This is a genomic window from Ensifer sp. ENS10, assembly GCF_014852025.1.
GTDB lineage: Bacteria > Pseudomonadota > Alphaproteobacteria > Rhizobiales > Rhizobiaceae > Ensifer.
The window spans coordinates 45,877-63,300 of sequence record NZ_JACVAS010000008.1 but is presented as its reverse complement, the minus strand read 5'-3'; the positions used below and the strand labels follow the sequence as shown (position 1 = coordinate 63,300).

Below are 17,424 nucleotides of genomic sequence, written 5' to 3'. Positions count from 1 at the left end.
GCTGCAGCGACCTTTGCGCGTCTGGTAAGACGCGCGGCGCTGTAGGTGCCGGCGCGGGGAAGTGAAAGATGCGAGGGGAAAGATGACGGAAATCGCGGGCCTGGTGATGCCGTTCTTCGGCCTGATCTTTCTCGGCTATCTGACGGCGCGTTTCGTCCAGCATCCAGGCGAGGCAATGGGGTGGCTCAACACTTTCATCATCTATCTCGCCCTGCCAGCGCTGTTCTTCAAGCTCGTCTCACGCACGCCGATCGAGCAGCTGGCGCGCGCCGACTTCATCCTGACGACGGTCGGGGCGACTTATATCGTGTTCTCGCTGATCTTTCTCATCGGCGTCTATATCAGGCGCAACTCCATTGCCGAGGCGACGATCCAGGGCTTCGGCGCCGCCTATGGCAATATCGGCTACATGGGTCCCGGCCTGGCGCTTCTTGCGTTGGGTGATGCGGCCGCGGTGCCGGTGGCGCTGATCTTCAGTTTCGAGAATGCAGCCCATTTCGCCGTCGCGCCGGCGATGATGGCGATATCAGGCGGCCGACAGGAAAAACCGCTGGTGTTTGCCGCAAGTGTCGCGCGCAAGATCATCCTGCACCCGTTCATCCTTGCGACGCTCGCCGGCGTCGTCGCCGCCTTCTTCGCGGTGCAGCCGCCGGTGCCGGTTCAGCGGCTCATCGATTATCTCGCGCAGTGTGCAGCACCTTGCGCGCTCTTTGCCATGGGCGTGACACTGGCGCTGCGCCCGATCAAGCGCATTCCCGTCGAGATCGGCTACATCGTTCCGGCCAAGCTGCTTTTACATCCGCTCGTCATGTTCACGGCCATGAGCCTGACGGGCAACTATGATCCGATCTGGGTGCAGACCGCGGTGCTGCTGGCAGCACTACCGACGGCAACGAACGTCTTCGTCATCGGCCACCAGTATGGCGTATGGCAGGAGCGGGCCTCGGCGACGATCTTGATCACAACGACGCTGTCGGTCGCAACCGTCACCGGCCTGCTTTACCTGATCCGCTCAGGCGCTCTTCCGCCCGATCTTTTCCCGTAGGCTATCCCTAAAGGCGTGAAGCGCGCTGCCGGGATGAACGCCTTCGCGCATCAGGAGGCTGCGGAGCGGCCCGACGGCGGAAAGCACGTGCAGCCCGAGGGCGCGTAGCGCCTGCACCGGCAGGAAGCCGGAAAGCAGCGAGCGATTGAGCAGATCCACGCTCGCCGTGCGGCTGATGATGTCCGGCCGGCGGCGGCTATCGAAACGATCGCCGATATCGCCGGCGAGCGTTTCTCCACTGGCCGTACCGATGATATCGACGAGCGTCATCACATCGCGCAGGCTGAGGTTCAGGCCTTGGGCACCGATCGGCGGAAAGGCGTGCGCCGCCTCGCCGAGGAGCACGACACGCCCCTTGCCGAAGCGCCGCGCGGTCATGCCCGAAAGCGGGAAGGATTGCGGCGTGCCCTCGACCGTCACCTTGCCGAGAATCGATTGCATCCGGTCCTCGACCGCGCGGGAGAGTGCAGCAAGATCCAACGTCAGCGTCTGTGCGGCATCGTCGGGTTTGCGTACCCAGACGAGGCTGGAGCGGTTGCCGGGCAGGGGAACCTGGGTGAAGGGGCCGCTTTCGGTGTGGAACTCGGTCGAGATGTTCTGGTGCGGCAGTTCGTGCGCAAAGTTCAAAACGACCGCCGTCTGCGGATAGGACCAGGTGCTGACGGAGATCTTTGCCGCTTCGCGCACCGGCGAGCGGCGGCCATCGGCGCCGACGAGCAGATGCGCACTGCATTGGCTGCCGTTTGCCAGCTCGATCGTCGCGACAGTATCCGAAAGGTCGAAGCCGATTGCGGAGGCGGTGATGCGCGTCAGCTTCGGGCTCTCTTCGGCCCGCTGGCGGAGAATGTCGATGAAAGGCGCGTTCGGGATGTTGTAACCAAAGGCGTCGAGCCCGACTTCCGAGGCGCGAAAATTGACCGGCGGCGCACGCAGCAGCCGGTTGGTTCCGTCGAGAATGCGCATGGTCGAGAGCGTTGCCGTCAGCGGCTCGACCTTTTCCCAAAGGTTGAGCTTTTTGAGATACTCGATCGATTGGTCCATCAGCGCCGTGGTGCGTCCGTCGGCGACCGTCGGCTCCGGACCGATCAAGGCGACGTGGTAACCGGCGTCGGCAAGCGCGATGGCCGCGAGCGATCCCGCGAGACCTGCACCGATGATGGCGATATCGTAGTGATCCATGAGGCAACCAACCTTTCACGCACGCTGCGAGGCGTCTTGGCCGAGCCTCGATCATACCTCTAGTCGCGGGCGAGAGCGAAATAAATGGGTAGAATCAGCGCAGAAGCAATTTGCAGGTGTCCACAGGACAATGGGGCTGCAGGAAGCGACCGAGCTTGAATTTTAGTGGCGATGCGTTGCAAAGGGTGCATATTACGCCCAATGCGCCGCAGAGCGGTTGAGGCGGGCTTCCGGGTCCGTACGGGGAAAACAGCAGGGGTGGGCGGCGTCCGCAGATGAAGTTCTTTAACTACAAACGAGTTCCCTACGCCGAGATTCGCGCCTTTTCCGTGCATATCTTGACCGCCTCGGGATCGTTTCTTGCTTTCCTCGGCGTCGTTGCGGCGGCCGAGCACCGCTTCGTCGATATGTTCTGGTGGCTGGGCCTGGCGCTGCTCGTCGATGGTATCGATGGGCCGATCGCCCGCAAGGTCCGCGTCAAGGAAGTGCTGCCCAACTGGTCGGGCGACACGCTCGACAACGTCATCGACTACGTGACCTATGTCCTGCTGCCGGCCTTTGCGCTCTATCAGAGTGGCATGATCGGCGAGCCATGGTCCTTCGTGGCGGCGGGTGCGATCGTCGTCTCGAGCGCGATCTACTATGCCGACATGGGCATGAAAACGGATGAATACTTTTTCTCTGGCTTCCCCGTCGTCTGGAACATGGTGGTCTTCACGCTGTTCGTCATCCAGGCGAGCGAGGTGACGGCGTCGGTCGTCGTCTTCGTCTCCGTGGTGCTGACCTTCCTGCCGATCAATTTCCTTCACCCGGTCCGCGTCCAGCGTTTGCGGCCGCTGAACCTCGGCGTCTTCCTGATCTGGTCGGCGCTGGGTGTCTATGCGCTGCTCCTGCATTTCGCGACGCCGGCTTGGGTCGTGACCGGTTTTGTCGTGACAGGCATCTATCTCTACGTAATTGGCTTCGTGCTGCAGATTTTTCCAAGTCTCGGCCAGAAATAGGAGCAGGCAATGGCACAGGCGATTGTGGTACGCGAACTCGGTGGACCGGAGGTCCTGAAACTCGAAGGCGTCACGCTCTCGCCGCCGGGTCCGGGCGAGGTGCAGATCCGCCAGGTTGCTGTTGGCCTCAACTTCATCGACGTCTATTTCCGCACCGGCCTCTATAAATCCGCCTCTGGCCTGCCTTTCGTGCCGGGCAAGGAGGGCGCAGGCATCGTCACGGCGGTTGGCGATGGCGTCAGCCTCTTCTCCGTTGGTGATCGCGTCGCCTATGCGTCGGCCGACGGCGCCTATGCCAGTGAGCGCAATGTCGACGCCTCGCAACTGGTGAATGTGCCAGACGGCATCAGCCTCGAGACCGCGGCGGCGATGATGTTGAAGGGCATGACGGCGCAATATCTGCTCAACCAGACATATCAGGTGGGCCCCGGCGCGACGATCCTGTTCCATGCGGCCGCCGGCGGCGTCGGTCTAATCGCTGGGCAGTGGGCAAAGGCGCTTGGCGCAACCGTGATCGGCACCGCGGGCTCGCAGGGCAAGATCGATCTGGCGCTGGCGCACGGCTACGACCACGTCATCAACTACAGCACCGACAATTTTGTCGCGCGGGTGAAGGAATTGACCGATGGCCGCGGTGTTGATGTCGTCTACGATTCCGTCGGGCGCGATACCTATCCGGCGTCGCTGGACTGCCTGAAGCCGCGCGGTCTCTGGGTCAGCTTCGGCAATTCGTCCGGTCCGGTGGACGCGTTTAGCATCGGCATTCTGGCGCAGAAGGGATCGATTTTCGCGACCCGTCCGACACTCTTCGGTTACGTTGCCACGCGGCCTGCGCTGGAAGCGTGTGCAAATTCCCTGTTTGATATTGTGCAAAGCAACAAAGTGCGTATCAATATAAATCAGACTTATCCGCTCGCCGATGCAGGGCGGGCGCATACGGATCTCGAGACAAGAAAAACAAGTGGAACAACACTGCTGATTCCGTGATCGAAGCCTTAAGGCGGACGCGGATCAACAGAGGGGAAAGAGGGCAGCGTGCCTGTTGAGGGAGTAGCGGCGAACGGTCACCTATTGGCTGTGAGCAACCTGACGAAATTGTTTGGCAGCTTCGCGGCCTGCAATGGGATCAATCTGCAGATTGAACAGGGCGAAATCCACGCCCTTCTCGGCGAAAACGGTGCCGGAAAATCGACCCTGGTGAAGATGCTGTTCGGCGTATTGGCGCCGACGGCAGGAGAGATCCTTTGGCAGGGCCAGAGCGTGCGCATCGCCAATCCCGCCGCCGCGCGCAAACTCGGCATCGGCATGGTTTTCCAGCATTTTTCGCTGTTCGAGGCGCTGACCGTCGCGGAAAACATTGCGCTCTCCATGGATGCGAACATCTCGCTCGCGAAGGTGGCGGAAGAGGCTTCGCGCCTATCGCATGCCTACGGCTTGCCGCTCGACCCCAAGGCGCATGTGGCCGATCTTTCCGTGGGCGAGCGCCAGCGGATCGAGATCGTGCGCGCGCTGCTGCAGAACCCGCGCCTCATCATTCTCGACGAGCCGACTTCGGTTCTGACTCCGCAGGAAGCCGATCGCCTGTTCGAAACGCTCTACAAGCTGAAGGCGGAGGGCCGCTCGGTTCTCTATATCAGCCACCGGCTCGAAGAGGTCCAACGCATCTGCGACCGCGCAACGGTGCTGCGTCACGGCAAGGTGACGGGCGCTTGCGATCCGAAGGCGGAGACCCCGTCGTCGCTGGCGCGCATGATGGTTGGAAGTGACGTCGCGGCGGTGACGGCCGAAGGCACGAGCGCCAAGGGCCAGGTGCAGCTCGAGGCGCGGCATCTGACGGTTCCGGCCCGCACACCCTTTGCCGTTTCGCTGAAGAACATCTGTCTAAAGGTCCACGCCGGCGAGGTGCTGGCAATCTCCGGTGTCGCCGGCAATGGCCAGGGCGAACTCTTCGATGCGCTGTCGGGCGAGTATCCGGTCGTTGACGAGAATGCCGTGCAGATCCGGCAGAAGCCGGTCGGCAACAGGAACATCAATGCCCGCCGCCTGATGGGCGCGGGCTTCGTTCCCGAAGAGCGCCACGGCCATGCCGCCGTATCGGCGCTGCCGCTCTCGGACAATCTCGTGCTTGCCCGCAGCCGTTCGGACGCCAAGGCATTCCTTGGTGGCGGTTTCCTCAAGATCATCCGCCGCGATGCGGTGACGAGCGCCACGAAGCGCATTTCCGAGGCGATGGACGTGCGCAAGAGCGGCGAGGACCCGCCGGCGGGCTCGCTGTCGGGCGGCAACCTGCAGAAGTTCATCGTCGGCCGTGAGCTCGACCGGCAGCCGAGCGTGCTCGTCGTCAATCAACCGACCTGGGGTGTCGATGCCGGCGCCGCCAGCCGTATTCGCCAGGCGCTCGTTGACCTTGCCAAGGCGGGCTCGGCTGTTCTCGTCATCAGCCAGGATCTGGACGAGATCTTCGAGGTGGCGACGGAAATCGCCGTCATCAGCGACGGGCGGCTCTCCGATCCCTATCCGGCGAAAGAACTCTCGCGCGAAAAGATCGGCCTGCTGATGGGCGGCATGTACGGCAAGACGGAAGGCACGGAGGCCGCACATGCGCATTGAACTGGAAAAGCGCGCCAAGGTCTCGACGCTGTTTTCGATCCTGTCGCCGTTCATCGCCTTCCTGCTGACGATTGTCTTCGGCGGCATCATGTTCGCGCTGCTCGGCAAGAACCCGGTGATGGCGCTCTACAGCTTCTTCGTCGAACCGTTGAGCGAGGTCTGGTCGCTGCACGAACTGGCGATCAAGGCAGCCCCCCTGATCCTGATCGGCGTCGGGCTTTCGGTCTGCTTCCGCTCCAACAACTGGAACATCGGTGCCGAGGGCCAGTTCATCATGGGCGCCATCGCCGGTTCGATCCTGCCGGTGGTCTTCTACGACTGGCAGTCGCCGCTGGTGCTGCCGCTGATGATGCTAATGGGCATGCTCGGCGGCGCTTTGTTTGCGGCAATTCCCGCCTTCCTCAAGGCGCATATGAACACCAATGAAATCCTGACGAGCCTGATGCTGGTCTATGTCGCTCAGCTCTTTCTCGACTGGCTGGTGCGTGGCCCCTGGCGCAACCCGGGTGGGATGAATTTTCCGGAGACGCGCACTTTCGCCGTCGATGCGATCCTGCCGGAGATGATCGCCTCGGGACGGACCCATTGGGGCTTCGCTTTCGCCATCATCGCGGCAGTCCTCGTCTGGTTCATGATGCGCTACACGCTGAAGGGCTTCGAGATTTCCGTTCTCGGCCAGTCGGAACGGGCAGGGCGCTTTGCCGGTTTCTCGTCGCGCCGGATGATCTGGTTTTCGATGCTGCTGTCCGGCGCCTTGGCTGGGCTCGCCGGCATATCCGAGGTCAGCGGTGCGATCCAGCAGCTGCGCCCGGTCATCTCGCCCGGCTACGGCTTCACCGCGATCATCGTCGCCTTCCTTGGTCGCCTCAATCCGCTCGGCATTGTGGCCGCCGGCCTGGTGCTCGCCTTGACCTATCTCGGCGGTGAAGCGGCGCAGCTTTCGATCGGCGTTTCCGAAAAGGTGACGCGCGTCTTCCAGGGATTGCTGCTCTTCTTCGTGCTCTCCTGCGACACCCTCATCCACTACCGCATCAAACTGGTCTTCGACCGGTTGACCGCGACAAACACCGAGGTGAGCCGCTGATGGGTATTGTCGAAGCGATCCTCTTGAGTGTCATCACCGCCGCGACCCCGCTGGTGCTCGCCGCGATCGGCGAACTGGTGACGGAACGCTCAGGCGTTCTCAACCTCGGCGTCGAAGGCATGATGATCATGGGGGCGGTCTCCGCCTTCGCGATCACCCAGATTACCGGCTCGCCCTATCTCGGCATGCTTGCAGGTGTTGCCTGCGGCGCGATCTTCTCGCAGCTCTTCGCTTTCCTGACGTTGACGCTCGTGGCAAACCAGGTGGCGACCGGCCTTGCCCTGACGCTGCTCGGGATCGGCGTTTCCGGCATGATGGGCGAGAGTTTCCTCGGCCTTCAGGGCATCAAGCTGCAGCCGATCACGATACCGCTTCTGGCGGACATTCCGGTTATCGGTCCGCTGCTGTTCCGACAGGACATCATCTTTTATCTATCGATTGCGATTGTCGCCGGCGTGCACTGGTTCCTGTTTCGCAGCCGCGCCGGTCTCAAGCTCAGGGCTGTCGGCGACAGCCACGCTTCCGCGCACGCGCTCGGCGTTGACGTCATCCGCACCCGTTATCTGGCCGTCATGTTCGGCGGCGCTTGCGCCGGGCTCGCCGGTGCGCAGCTGTCGCTCGTCTACACGCCGCAATGGGTGGAAAACATGTCGGCGGGGCGCGGCTGGATCGGGCTGGCGCTGGTGGTCTTTTCTTCCTGGCGGCCCTGGCGGCTGGTGGCCGGCGGCTATCTCTTCGGTGCGGTCTCGATCAGCCAGCTGCATGCGCAGGCCTTCGGTCTGGGTATTCCCTCACAACTCCTTTCATCGCTTCCTTATGTGGCGACGATCGTCGTACTCATTCTCATTTCGCACAACCGGCGCATGACCTTGATCAATACACCGGCATCGCTCGGCAAACCGTTCGTGCCGGACCGCTGACAGACAGTATTTCAGACAAACGTTTCTCAAACCGACAGGGGTAAAAAAATGAAGAAACTACTGCTCGCTCTCGCAAGCACCGCGGCGGTGATCGGCTTCGCCACGGGTGCCAGCGCTCAGGAAAAGGCCAAGGTCTGCTTCGTCTACGTCGGTGCCAAGACCGATGGCGGCTGGACCCAGGCGCACGACATCGGCCGTCAGGAGCTGGAAAAGCAACTCGGCGACAAGATCGAGACCCAGTATCTCGAAAGCGTGCCGGAAGGCCCCGATGCGGAGCGCGCAATCGAGCGCCTGGCACGCTCTGGTTGCGGCCTGATCTTCACGACGTCGTTCGGCTTCATGGATGCGACCATCAAGATCGCGCAGAAGTTCCCGGACGTGAAGTTCGAACATGCCACCGGCTACAAGACCGCGCCGAACGTCGCGACCTACAACAGCCGCTTCTATGAAGGCCGCTACATCCAGGGCCAGATCGCCGCGAAAATGTCGCAGAAGGGCGTCGCCGGCTACATCGCATCCTTCCCGATCCCGGAAGTGGTGATGGGCATCAACTCCTTCATCATCGGTGCGCGCTCGGTAAACCCCGATTTCAAGATCAAGGTCGTGTGGGCAAACACCTGGTTTGACCCCGGCAAGGAAGCCGATGCCGCCAAGGCGCTGGTTGACCAGGGCGTCGACATCCTGACGCAGCACACCGACACGACGGCTCCGATGCAGGTTGCCGCGGAACGCGGCATCAAGGCCTTCGGCCAGGCTTCCGACATGATCAAGGCTGGCCCGGAGACGCAGCTGACGGCCATTGTCGACACCTGGGGCGCCTATTACATCAAACGCACGCAGGCTTTCCTCGACGGCAAGTGGGAAACGACATCGAGCTGGGACGGCCTGAAGGACGGCATCCTGACGATGGCGCCCTACACCAACATGCCTGATGACGTGAAGAAGCTGGCCGAGGAAACCGAAGCCAAGATCAAGTCGGGCGAGCTCAAGCCCTTCACCGGCCCGCTGAAGAAGCAGGACGGCAGCGAATGGCTCGCAGCCGGCGCAACGTCTGATGACGGCACCCTGCTCGGCATGAACTTCTACGTCGAGGGCGTCGACGACCAGCTGCCGAAGTAAACGGCTGCACAGAAGCGAAGTGGGGCAAACCCCGCCGCCTGGCGGGGTTTGTTCGTTTCAGAATGGGGCATGGCAAGCCTGTGCGGCTACGATCGGACATCGTTTGCCAACGCCGATTTCGCCTGTCTTTCCGGGGGCTTTCCGGAATCGGTCGATCAAACTACACTCGTTTGCGCAAGTTTGGACAAACGGTCGGCGGCGCTGCGCAGCACCGATATCCGTGTGTCGGCAAAGTCAGGCAGGGGAGTGCCTGGAGGAGATGGATTGAACAGGAGTTTGCTGGAAACCGTTGTGTCCGGCTCGCGCAAACGCACGAGCCATGCGCATGTCGTCGATCAACTGGGAAAGGCGATCATATCCGGCGAGTTTCCTGTGGGCTCGATCCTTCCGGGAGATCCGGAGCTCGCCGCGCGCTTCAAGGTGTCGCGAACAGTACTGCGCGAGTCCATGAAGACGCTTGCCGCCAAGGGGCTGGTCGTGCCCCGTGCCCGCATCGGCACGCGCGTAACGCCGCGCAACGACTGGAACCTGTTCGACAGCGATATCCTGACCTGGCATTTCGAGTGCGGGGTCGATGAAGATTTTCTCTACCACCTGAGTGAAGTGCGCCTCGCCTTCGAGCCGCATGCAGCAGCCCTGGCCGCGCGAAACGCCTCGGAAGCGGAAATCAGCCGTATGATGCGGCTCGCCGTTGCCATGGGCGAAGAGGGACACACGGCAGAGAGCCTTGCCGTGGCGGATCTGAAATTTCACCTCGCTGTCGCCGAAGCCTCCGGAAATCCGTTCATGCGGACGGTCGGCGGGCTGATTGAAGCGGCGCTGGTTGGCGTCTTCAAGCTGAGCTCGCCTGTCGCCGAAAGGGGCGGCATAGACGAGGTCGCCCGCAACCATATCCGCATCGTTGAGGAAATCGGCCGCCGCGACGAAGTCGGCGCCCGGCTCGCGATGGAGAATGTGATCAAGATCGGTCGCGAGCGGGTCCGCAGCGCCTTGCATAACCGCGCCTGAGTTCAGCTTCTCCGGGATTGTTCGAAATCCCGCTATTGATGATCTCCAATGTTCAGCAGATCGCATAGATTTCAATGCTTGCGCTTGCTCAGATCGCCCGCTGGCCTTATCTGGTGATTGGTCGTTCCCAGCGGAGCGGCTTTCGTCAACGGTGATCTGGAGACCATGTCCGAATTTTTTGTCATTTTCGTCCTGCTTTTGATTAATGCATTTTTTGCTCTCTCGGAAATGGCAATCGTCTCGGCAAGCAAGCCCATGCTTCGCCAGATGGCAAAACAGGGAAACGCCCGCGCCGAGGTTGCGCTGCGGCTGGCGGAAGATCCCGGTAAATTCCTTTCCACGGTACAGGTCGGCATTACGCTGGTCGGCACGCTGGCCGGCGCCTATGGCGGTGCGACTATCGCTGCCAAGATCGCACCGACCCTCGATGAAATCGCCTGGATTCATCCCTACGGAAATACGGTCGCCGTCGCGCTCGTCGTCACCCTGATTACGTTCCTCTCGGTCGTGATCGGCGAGCTTATCCCGAAGCAACTGGCACTGAAGAATTCCGAAGCGCTGGCGATGTTCGTCGCGCGCCCGATGCATCTTCTGTCGCGGATCGCGGCTCCGATCGTCTATCTGTTCGAAACGGCCGCATCGGTCGCCATGCGCCTCCTCGGCATGCGCCCGGATGATCCGGACCATGTAACGGAGGAGGAAGTCCACGCGATCATGGCCGAGGGTGTCGAAAGCGGCGCGATCGAGAAGTCGGAGCACGAGATGCTCCGCCGCATCATCCGGCTTGGCGACCGCAACGTGAAGTCGATTATGACCCACCGGACCGAGGTGAGCTTCATCGACGTCAACGACAGTCTGGAGACGGTGGGCCGCAAGATCGGCCAATTCAACCATTCCCGTTATCCGGTGGTCGATGGACCGAGCGGCGACGTGCTTGGCGCCGTCCTAGCGAAGGAGGTCCTGAACGCCCCGACCTCCAGTCCGTTCGATGTGCGCAGGTACATAAAGGAAATCCACACCTTGCCGGAGACGGCTTCCTGCCTAAAGGCACTGGAAGCCTTCAAGTCGTCGAGCATCAATTTGGCGATGATCGTCGACGAATATGGCAGCACCGAAGGCATCATCACCATCGCCGATATCCTCGAAGCGATCGTCGGCGTGTTGCCGTCGAACTACGACGACATCGAACACGCGCTGATCCGTGTGCGTGAGGATGGCAGCTACCTCGTCGACGGCCGCACGCCGATCGACGAAATTCACCTGACGATCGGCATCGAAGGCATCGATGCCGACGGTAACTTCGAGACAATCGCCGGTTTCCTGGTGCAGCAGCTGCGCAAGACGCCGGAGGAGGGCGATATCGCCATCGCTCACGGCTACCGGTTCGAGGTAATCGACATGGATGCACGCCGGATCGACAAGATCCTGGTCAGCCGAAGCGACGAAGCGGCCAACTGATCCAGTCCATGAAACGTGTCGAGGGGGCCGGGGGCGCAGTTGCTCTCGGCGCGAGGCGGTAGCGTCGCTATGGATTGCCTCACCCGCCGCAAATGCAAAAGGCCGGGCTAAACCCGACCTTTTTCCAGATCACCGCGGGTCCGCTAGTACATCCGTAGTCGGAGGTCCTCGGCGGTGGTAGCTTGCTTGTACAGAGTTATGATGTCGGCGCCATGACACCAGCCACGGCTCCGGAGCAGAAATGAGTCCGTCCAGTATCGGCGACGCTTGGTCCGCCGGTCCGCGGATGCCAGCAGAATTGACAAAGCGGTTCAGCGAAGCCTGAGGATGTCGCAGGATGCGCCCTGGGGTGCTTCTGCAGCGTGCGGCCGGCGCACGATCAGGCAGTCGGACTGGGCAAAGACTTTCATCATCGACGAATCCTGCCGCGAGAACGGATGGGCAATGAGGTCACCATCCTCACCCTTAGTGAGCCGCGCGCGCACATAGTCCTGCCTGATGTCGTTGGCGGGCAAGGCGCTTGCAAGTTTCGCCGTCGTCATGCGTTCGCGGAACGGTAGCTGTGCGAGCTTGCGTGTCAGCGGCTCCAGGAACAGCAGCGCGCAAACGAGGCTCGAGACCGGGTTGCCGGGGAGGCCGAGCACGGTCGTAGCTCCGAGCTTGCCTACCATCAGTGGCTTTCCCGGCCGCATGGCGATGCGCCAGAAGTCGAGCGTCATGCCGCAGGAAAGTAGAGTTGCCTGAACCAGGTCATGGTCGCCGACCGACGCGCCGCCGAGCGTGACAAGCACGTCGACATCGGCTGCTTGAGCCCGCGCGACCTGAGCGGCGATTGCCTGCTGGTCGTCGGCGACAATGCCAAGATCGATGACCTCCGCGCCATTGTCGCGCGCGATTGCCGCGACGCCGAAGCTGTTCGAGGCGATGATCTGGTCCGGCCCCGGCTTGCTCCCGGGAGGCAGAAGCTCGTCGCCGGTCGCAAGGATTGCGATCTTCGGCCGCTTGAAAACGGGGAGATTCGCGTGGTTCATGCCCGCGGCCAGCGTCAGTCGCCCGGCATCGAGTAGGTTACCAGCCGATAGCGCCTTTTCGTCCTGAGCGAAGTCCTGTCCGGCCAAGCGGATATGGCGGCCCTTGCCGGGCACGAACTTGGTGCGGATCCGGTCTTCCGGCCGGCGCTCGGTATCTTCCTGGATGATCACCGTATCGGCACCGGCGGGCAGGGGGGCTCCGGTGAAGATGCGGACGGCCTCTCCAGGCCCCACCTCTCCCTTGAAGCCATGGCCGGCAGCCGATTGGCCGATCACAATAAGTTCCGCGCCAGCGGTCTCGATATCCTGATGGCGAACCGCATAGCCGTCCATCGCCGAATTGTCGAAGGCGGGATGAGTGACGAGTGCCGAGATATCCTCGGCAAGGACGCGGCCGACAGCGTCGTGAAGATCGACACGCTCTGCCAGTGGTCTCGGGGTTGCGCTGTCGAGAATTCGGTCGAGTGCATCTTCGACGGACAGCAGCGACATGACCTCAGTTCCCTTCGCGCCGAAAATCGCCGGACCGACCGCCGGACTTGCTGACCACCCGGATCCCGCCGATCTCCATTTCCCGATCTGCGGCCTTCGCCATATCGTAGATGGTAAGGCACGCGACGCTCACAGCCGTCAACGCTTCCATCTCGACGCCCGTGCGGCCGGTGAGTTTGGCGAGTGCCTCGACCCGGAGGCCGGGAAGCGTGGGGTCGGGCGTGATGTCAACGGCAACCTTCGTCAGCATCAGCGGGTGGCAGAGCGGGATGAGATTGGCGGTCTGCTTGGCGGCCATGATGCCGGCGAGCCGCGCGGTGCCGATGACATCGCCCTTCTTCGCATCGCCTTCGAGAATGAGCGTCAGCGTTTCCGCCTTCATGCGCACATGGCCCTCGGCGACCGCAATGCGCACCGTCTCGGCCTTTTCGCCGACATCCACCATGTTCGCTTCGCCGCTGCCACCAAGATGCGTGAGCGTCGGCTTACCCATCACTCGGCCGCCAATGTGTTTGCAGCGCCGGTCAGCAGGGTACGCGTGGCCGCTTCCACATCGCTCTTGCGCATCAGGCTTTCGCCGACGAGGAAGGTGGTGATGCCGCTCTTTTCCAGGCGCTGGCAATCCTCATGGGTGAAGATGCCGCTTTCGCCGACCAGCAGCCGGTCGGAAGGGACCATGCCTGCTAGCTGCTCCGAGACGGCGAGGTTGACCTCGAAGGTGCGCAAATTGCGGTTGTTGATGCCGACGAGGGGGGAGGCGAGCTTGAGCGCCCGTTCCATTTCCTCGGCGTCGTGCACTTCGATCAGCACATCCATGCCAAGCTCGAAGGCCGCATCTTCAAGGCGGCGGGCGTCGTCGTCGCTGAGCGAAGCCATGATCAGCAGGATGCAGTCCGCGCCCCAGGCCCGAGCCTCGAACACCTGGTAGCTTTCGAACATGAAGTCCTTGCGCAGTGCCGGCAGGCCGCAGGCCGCGCGTGCGGCTTCCAGAAAGGCCGGTGCACCTTGAAAGCTCGGCGCATCCGTGAGTACCGAGAGACAGGCGGCACCACCAGCTTCGTAGGCCTTGGCAAGCGCCGGCGGGTCGAAGTCCGGACGAATGAGCCCCTTGGATGGGCTCGCCTTCTTGATCTCCGCGATCAGCCCGAATGTGCCGCCGGCCCTGCGCGCGGTGAGCGCTGAGTGAAAGCCACGCGGCGCAGACTGTTCGGCAATATGCGCCTTGAGTTCGGAAAGCGGCGTCTGTGCTTTCGCGGCCGCGATCTCGTCGCGCTTGTAGGCTTCGATCTTGCGCAGGATATCCGTCATCGTTGCCGATCCTTCTTCAGGCTGCGTTCGAAACGCTGATCAGGCGCTGCAGCGCCATCTTGGCGCCGCCGCTCGAAAGCGACTGGCGGGCGAGCGCCATGCCCTCGCCGAGGTCTTTCGCCCGTCCGGCTATCATCAGCGATGCGGCCGCATTGGCAAGGGAAATGTCCCGATAGGGGTTCTCGGCGCCATCGAGCACGGCCTGGAGCGCAACGGCATTGTGCGCGCCGTCGCCGCCTTTCAGTACATCGAGCGTCACCGTAGGAAGGCCGAAATCGGCCGGCGTCAGCGTGAAAGTCGAGATCTTGCCGTCTTCGAGGGCAGCGACCTGCGTCGTCCCGGTCGTGGTGATCTCGTCGAGGCCTTCGCCGTGAACGACCCAGACATTTTTGGAACCGAGATCGCGCAGCACTTCCGCGAGCGGCTGTACCCACTGCGGCGCATAGACGCCGACCAGCTGTCGCTTGACGCCCGCCGGATTGGAGAGCGGGCCGAGCAAGTTGAATATCGTGCGCGTGCCAAGCTCCACCCGCGTTGGGCCGACGTGGCGCATTGCCGAATGATGCTGCTGTGCGAACATGAAGCCGACGCCCGCCTCGCGAATGCACTGCGAGATAGCTTCGGGGCCGATGTCGAGCTTGACGCCGAGGCACGAGAGCGCATCGGCGGTGCCCGACTTCGAGCTCAGCGCGCGGTTGCCGTGCTTGGCAACCGGTACACCGGCGCCGGCGACGATGAGCGAAGCGAGCGTCGAGATGTTGTAGGTGCCGGCGCCGTCGCCGCCGGTTCCGACGATATCGATGGCATCATCAGGTGCATCGACCGGCAGCATGCGGGCACGCATGGCGCCGACCGCGCCGACGATCTCATCGACCGTTTCGCCGCGCACGCGCAGCGCCATCAGGAAGCCACCGATCTGCGATGGCGTCGCGGCCCCCGACATGATGATTTCGAAGGCGGCACGCGCGTCTTCGCGGTTCAGCGCCTCACGGGCGGCCACCTTGGCGACGAATGGCTTCAGATCACTCATCGTTTGTTTCCTCGAAGCCTATCGTTGCGCAATTGCGGTTTCGCCGAGCGTCTGGTTGATCGTCACGCCATAAGCGGCCTGCAGCGTGGCGACCATTTGATCGACAATATCTGCACCGCTGACGCTGGCCAGAGCCTCGATCTGACGGCTATCGTCCTGCAGGGCATCCGTCGGGCCGCCATCCTCGACCGCCGTCACCTGCAAGAGCACCTGTCCCTCGCCACCGATGCCGGCAGCGTTGGTGACAAAACCGTTCGGGCCCGAGAAGGCAGCGACGACAGCCGCCGGGCTAAGGGCGGCGTCCGAAGTGGAGCGCATCAGGCCGGACTTCGTTTCGACGGCGAGGCCGAGTTCATTGGCAATGTCGGCAAGCTTTGCACCCTGCGCGAGACGCTGCTTCAGCTCACCGGCCTTCTTGGCAAGTGCTGCGCGCTGCTGTTCTGCCATCCAGTCGGCGCCGACTTCGTCGCGAGCCTCGTCCAGCGTGCGATCACGCGCGGGGGTAACTTCATCGAGGTCGAACCAGACATAGCCGTCGCGGCCGACATTCACCGGCAGGGTTTCTGCGCCGACATCCGCCTTGAAGACTTCCTGCAGAAGGGCTGCCTGCTCCGGCAGACCGGCAACGTCGTCGCCGTTCTTGTCCTTGCCGGTTGCATCGATCGCATCGATGGTCACCAGCTTCAGCTTGAGCTGGTCGGCCACTTCCTTGATCGGAGCCCCGGAAGCGCGCTCGTCCTCGATCTTGTCGTGGAGGCGCATGACTTCTTCGCTCGCCGCGGAAAGCGCGATGTCCTTGCGCAGCTCTTCCTTGACTTCGTCGAAGCTGCGCACCGCTTCCGGCCGGATATTCGTCACGCGGAGAATGACCGGGCCGAAGGCGCCGTCGACAACCGGAGATACGCCGCCGTCTGCGGCAACTGCGAAGGCCGCCTCGGCGACCTTGGCATCGGGCACGCGATCCTTGGAGAATTCGCCGAGAAGAACGTCGGCCGACGTCTTGCCTTCGGCTTTCACCAGATCGTCGAAGCTCGTGCCGGACGAGAGCTTGGCCGCTGCGGCGTCAGCCGCTGCACGCGACGGGAAGGTAAGCTGCTCGATGGTCCGCGTCGCAACGGTGCGGAAGCTCTCCTTGCGCCGGTCATACTCGGTGCGCATCTCATCTTCCGTCACGGCTGCGGTGTCGGCGACGTCGACCGGCTCGAGCTTTACATAGCTGACCTTGCGGTATTCGGGGGCGCGATAGTTTGCCTTGCGGCCATCGTACCAGGGCGTCAACACGTCGTCGCCCGGTGCCTTCACAGCGTCGATATTGGCGTTCGAGAGCAGCAGGTAGTCGACCGTCCGCTTTTCGTGGCGGTAGGCGCCGATCGCGTCGGTCAGCACCTTGGGAGCGGCATAACCGTCCGAGAGGGCATCGACGATCTGCGAACGGATCGCGGTCTGGCTCTGGCTGTTGATGTAGTCCTGTTCGCGCAGGCCGGCGTTGCGCAGAACGCTGGAGAACGTCAGACGGTCGAACTGGCCGTTGACGCTGTGGAACGCCGGATCGTCGGCGATCAGCTTGGCCAGCCGGTCCTGCGACAGCCCGAGGTTCATGTCGTCTGCAAGCTGGTCGAGAGCAGCGCCGGCGACGACCTGCGAATAGACCCGCTGTTCGATGCCGAAGGCGCGTGCCTGTTGTGGCGTCAGCCGCGTGCCGAGCTGGCGGGAGGCCTGAGCCAGCATGGTTTCATAGGTAAGCCGGAACTCCGGCGCCTTGACCTTGACGTCGCCGACGACCACCACCGCATCCGATTGGTTCGTCATCGTCAGAGATGAGCCGCCCCACACCATGAACGACAGCACGAGAATGACTAGCAGGCCTTTGACAACCCAGGTCTGGGCGGCAGTTCTCAGGAATTCGAGCATGGGGGCAGAAACCTCGTTGCAATGCGGCGGCCATTGGCCAAAACGAATTCGTTCCTTAAAACAAACGAAACAGGAAATGAAGGGTTGTTTGCCGCAAATTGCGCACGCTCACGGGATCGTTGGTCGATCCCGATCGCCCGGTTTTCAATGGTTGCCACCGGCGCATTGCAGCGCGCGCGTGAGATCGCCGGTCAGCCCGCCAGCCCATCGGGCGCGCGCGGTACAATC

15 protein-coding genes are annotated in these 17,424 nt (G+C 62.5%); 9 read left to right on the top strand and 6 right to left on the bottom strand.

Annotated elements, in window-relative coordinates; translation table 11 throughout:
- Positions 1-82 precede the first annotated feature (82 nt).
- Complete coding sequence (locus IB265_RS24600) at positions 83-1,045, top strand: AEC family transporter (RefSeq protein WP_057255892.1); 963 nt, start codon at positions 83-85, stop codon at positions 1,043-1,045.
- Here the strand turns inward: IB265_RS24600 and IB265_RS24595 are convergent.
- Positions 1,013-2,224 (bottom strand): UbiH/UbiF family hydroxylase, encoded by a 1,212-nt coding sequence (locus tag IB265_RS24595; protein WP_057255894.1) that lies wholly within the window; start codon positions 2,222-2,224, stop codon positions 1,013-1,015. The two genes, IB265_RS24600 and IB265_RS24595, sit on opposite strands and share 33 nt — an antisense overlap.
- A 275-nt stretch (positions 2,225-2,499) precedes the next feature.
- On the opposite strand from IB265_RS24595, the gene pcsA reads away from it, so the two are divergent.
- The 8 genes from pcsA (at position 2,500) to IB265_RS24555 (ending at position 11,424) form a co-directional block, all read left to right on the top strand.
- Positions 2,500-3,225 (top strand): phosphatidylcholine synthase, encoded by a 726-nt coding sequence (pcsA, locus tag IB265_RS24590; protein WP_057255896.1) that lies wholly within the window; start codon positions 2,500-2,502, stop codon positions 3,223-3,225.
- 9 nt (positions 3,226-3,234) lie between these two features.
- Positions 3,235-4,212, top strand: a complete 978-nt coding sequence (locus tag IB265_RS24585; RefSeq protein ID WP_057255898.1) for a quinone oxidoreductase — start codon at positions 3,235-3,237, stop codon at positions 4,210-4,212.
- Between the two features lie 48 nt (positions 4,213-4,260).
- Complete coding sequence (locus IB265_RS24580; protein ID WP_057255900.1) at positions 4,261-5,835, top strand: ABC transporter ATP-binding protein; 1,575 nt, start codon at positions 4,261-4,263, stop codon at positions 5,833-5,835.
- On the top strand, positions 5,825-6,919 hold the full coding sequence (locus IB265_RS24575; RefSeq protein WP_057255902.1) for an ABC transporter permease: 1,095 nt from the start codon (positions 5,825-5,827) through the stop codon (positions 6,917-6,919). Before IB265_RS24580 ends, IB265_RS24575 begins: the two co-directional genes overlap by 11 nt.
- Complete coding sequence (locus tag IB265_RS24570; RefSeq protein ID WP_057255904.1) at positions 6,919-7,839, top strand: ABC transporter permease; 921 nt, start codon at positions 6,919-6,921, stop codon at positions 7,837-7,839. The genes IB265_RS24575 and IB265_RS24570 overlap by 1 nt, the downstream gene beginning before the upstream one ends.
- Positions 7,840-7,887: 48 nt before the next feature.
- Positions 7,888-8,958: a BMP family ABC transporter substrate-binding protein gene (locus IB265_RS24565; RefSeq protein ID WP_057255906.1), complete on the top strand. Its 1,071-nt coding sequence runs from the start codon at positions 7,888-7,890 to the stop codon at positions 8,956-8,958.
- Between the two features lie 264 nt (positions 8,959-9,222).
- Positions 9,223-9,966: a FadR/GntR family transcriptional regulator gene (locus IB265_RS24560; protein WP_057255908.1), complete on the top strand. Its 744-nt coding sequence runs from the start codon at positions 9,223-9,225 to the stop codon at positions 9,964-9,966.
- Positions 9,967-10,131: 165 nt separating this feature from the next.
- Positions 10,132-11,424, top strand: a complete 1,293-nt coding sequence (locus IB265_RS24555) for a hemolysin family protein (protein WP_057255910.1) — start codon at positions 10,132-10,134, stop codon at positions 11,422-11,424.
- A gap of 311 nt (positions 11,425-11,735) precedes the next feature.
- On the opposite strand, the gene glp is transcribed toward IB265_RS24555, so the two are convergent.
- The 5 genes from glp to IB265_RS24530 are packed head-to-tail and all read right to left on the bottom strand — an operon-like array spanning position 11,736 to position 17,196.
- Positions 11,736-12,947, bottom strand: coding sequence for a gephyrin-like molybdotransferase Glp (glp, locus tag IB265_RS24550; RefSeq protein ID WP_057255912.1), 1,212 nt, complete (start codon positions 12,945-12,947; stop codon positions 11,736-11,738).
- 4 nt (positions 12,948-12,951) lie between these two features.
- Positions 12,952-13,440, bottom strand: a complete 489-nt coding sequence (gene moaC, locus IB265_RS24545; RefSeq protein ID WP_057255914.1) for a cyclic pyranopterin monophosphate synthase MoaC — start codon at positions 13,438-13,440, stop codon at positions 12,952-12,954.
- Positions 13,440-14,255 carry an indole-3-glycerol phosphate synthase TrpC gene (gene trpC / locus IB265_RS24540; RefSeq protein WP_057255917.1) on the bottom strand — a complete coding sequence of 272 codons (816 nt, stop codon included), beginning with the start codon at positions 14,253-14,255 and terminating at the stop codon, positions 13,440-13,442. Before trpC ends, moaC begins: the two co-directional genes overlap by 1 nt.
- Before the next feature lie 16 nt (positions 14,256-14,271).
- Positions 14,272-15,285: an anthranilate phosphoribosyltransferase gene (gene trpD, locus IB265_RS24535; RefSeq protein ID WP_057255919.1), complete on the bottom strand. Its 1,014-nt coding sequence runs from the start codon at positions 15,283-15,285 to the stop codon at positions 14,272-14,274.
- Positions 15,286-15,303: 18 nt separating this feature from the next.
- On the bottom strand, positions 15,304-17,196 hold the full coding sequence (locus IB265_RS24530; protein ID WP_057255921.1) for a peptidylprolyl isomerase: 1,893 nt from the start codon (positions 17,194-17,196) through the stop codon (positions 15,304-15,306).
- Positions 17,197-17,424 lie beyond the last annotated feature (228 nt).